Origin of the sequence: Chitinophaga sp. (genome assembly GCF_035564935.1) — a bacterium.
GTDB lineage: Bacteria > Bacteroidota > Bacteroidia > Chitinophagales > Chitinophagaceae > Chitinophaga.
The window spans coordinates 1-2311 of sequence record NZ_DATMTE010001125.1 but is presented as its reverse complement, the minus strand read 5'-3'; the positions used below and the strand labels follow the sequence as shown (position 1 = coordinate 2311).

Genomic DNA, 2311 nt, shown 5'->3' with positions numbered 1-2311 from the left:
AGGGCTATCTTACAGCAAATATATCGGAACCCTTAATAAACAGATGCCAGCGGTTTTTCCTGCCGGGAAAACTTGAATTCAATAAGCTCTCATGGATGGATAAACTGTTACTGACCATGGGAGCCAAATTGGGAGGGGCTGAAGCGGAAGATATATCTATGGAAGATTACAATGATGTAAAAAAGGAACACCTGGGTCCGATTGTTAATGCGGTAAGGCAGTTGAGCGGGGTAAGTGTATGATGAAGCTCTTTATTCCCCTGGTAATCCTGCAGTTGCTTTCCCTTTCTACAACTGCCCGCGGTGTGGATTCGCCTGGTGATTCAGCCGCTGTTAATGTTTTTTACAGCAAAATGCAGCAGGACATAGTGTGGCTGACACCCGGTAAGAAGAATAATTTGCAGGTGCTGGCCGGTTTTTTCAGGCAGGCCCCATACCTGGGATTAGAGGAGCGGGATTATCAGGCGCAATTTATATACGCAATAGCGACGGATTTCCCGGATACTTTTCCTTCAAGCGCAATGATAGCGGCCGACCGGCAAATAACAATGAAAGCTCTCCATTTCTTTTGTGATGTTGCCTATGGCCCTGTAAATAACGTGTTGGTAAGATATAATGGATTAGGCACACTTACAGACAGGTATTCCGCGATGCCCGGCTTGCTTGCAGCCAGCCTGCAGTCCGACAGCTTTGAGCTGTTTCTTCAACGGATAGAGCCGGCAGATACCGCGTACGCGAAGCTTAAACAGGCTTTCGCCTGTTTTTATGATGCACTCACCGATACCGGTTTTACAGAAACGCCGGTAATATCATTAAAGGCGGATACCACCAATGCGGCATTGATGAAAAGGTTACAGCAGCTGGGGATAGCCGACAGTACAGCTGCCGGAGGGTTGAGAGACGGCATTATAAGGGCACAGGAAATGTTTAACGTATTGAACGACGGCGTGCTGCGCAGCGGCTTCCTACATGAATTGAACATCTCATTTACAGTGCGGCAGAGGGAATTAAAAGATGGGTTGAACCAGGTTCGCTGGTTGAATGCTTATCAGCCCCATACCATGATAGTAGTAAATGTTCCTTCCACAGACCTGGAATTATTTGTGGATAATAAGCCGGTATTATATTCCAGGGTTATTACCGGCAAGAAAAGCACACCTACACCGACCCTGGCAAGCCGCATTACGGAAGTAGTGTTATATCCCTATTGGATGGTGCCTTACAGGATAGCCACCAGGGAATTGCTTCCCCATATAAAACGGGACAGGCATTACCTGGACGACAACCAGTTTGAAGTGCTTGACCGGAAAGGCAGGATAACAGATCCCGCGGGTATCAACTGGCAATCTCTCAGTACAAATAATTTTCCTTATGTAATCCGTCAGAACACGGGCTGTGATAACTCCCTGGGCATTATAAAATTGAATTTCTATAGTCCCTTTACCGTATATCTCCACGATACGCCAGGTAAAAGCCTGTTTATGCTGAAACAACGGTTTTTCAGCCACGGTTGTATCAGGGTGGAAGACGCAGTTATGCTGTCACGTTTGTTATTGGATAATGCCAGTGCCGCAATGCTGGACACCCTCATTAAGGAAGGGCCGCGGTCGGATCAAAAGCCGGTGGTGATACCCATTAGATCAACTGTACTGGTTTTTGTGGTATACAATGTGGCATGGGCAGATCCTGCAGGGAAAGTCAGGTTTTATGAAGACGTTTATAAAAAGTATTAGCTCTTTTTCAGGAGCTTTAGTTTATTCTTTTTAAATTGTTCAATTGCTTCCCAGTTTCCTGTATTCAGGATATTATGTTTGTTGCAGGCCGCTCTTCTTGCCACCCAAACTCCCAGTTGCATAAAATCAAAGTGCGGCAATGTATGTGCATCCGTATCAATCACCAGTTTTACGCCTTTTTTTATGGCGGCTTTTACCAATTCATCATGAAGGTCCAGCCGGTTAGGGCGTGCATTTATTTCCATTGCTGTACCTGTAGCGGCAGCTTCTTCAAAAACCTCATTCCAGTTAACAGGGGAAGGGTTCCGTTTACCAATCAGCCGGCCGGTGGGATGTCCTATGCAATGTACATAAGGGTTTTGGCAGGCTTTTATAATCCGGGAGGTATTGTCGTGGGAGAAGCGGCTATGGATAGAAGCAATCACCCATTCGAATTGAGCCAGTTGCTCATTTGTAAGGCTTAAGCTGCCATCTTCCAGTATATCTGCTTCAACTCCTTTCTTTATAAAGTTAAAACCAAGTTGTTTGTTGAGCTGGTCTATTTCCTGATGCTGCCGGCTAAATTTTTCCGGCTGTAAT

General features: G+C 45.8%; 2 protein-coding genes and 1 pseudogene. 2 read left to right on the top strand and 1 reads right to left on the bottom strand.

All coding sequences use genetic code 11. The features are described from left to right. The first annotated feature begins 95 nt into the window (after window positions 1–95). On the top strand, window positions 96–242 hold the full coding sequence (locus tag VN105_RS29215) for a hypothetical protein (RefSeq protein WP_325646937.1): 147 nt from the start codon (window positions 96–98) through the stop codon (window positions 240–242). Further along, window positions 239–1732, top strand: coding sequence for a L,D-transpeptidase family protein (locus VN105_RS29210; RefSeq protein WP_325646935.1), 1494 nt, complete (start codon window positions 239–241; stop codon window positions 1730–1732). The genes VN105_RS29215 and VN105_RS29210 overlap by 4 nt, the downstream gene beginning before the upstream one ends. Here the strand turns inward: VN105_RS29210 and VN105_RS29205 are convergent. Next, window positions 1729–2311: pseudogene (locus VN105_RS29205) on the bottom strand (PHP domain-containing protein); the annotation flags it as partial. The gene VN105_RS29210 and the pseudogene VN105_RS29205 overlap by 4 nt on opposite strands.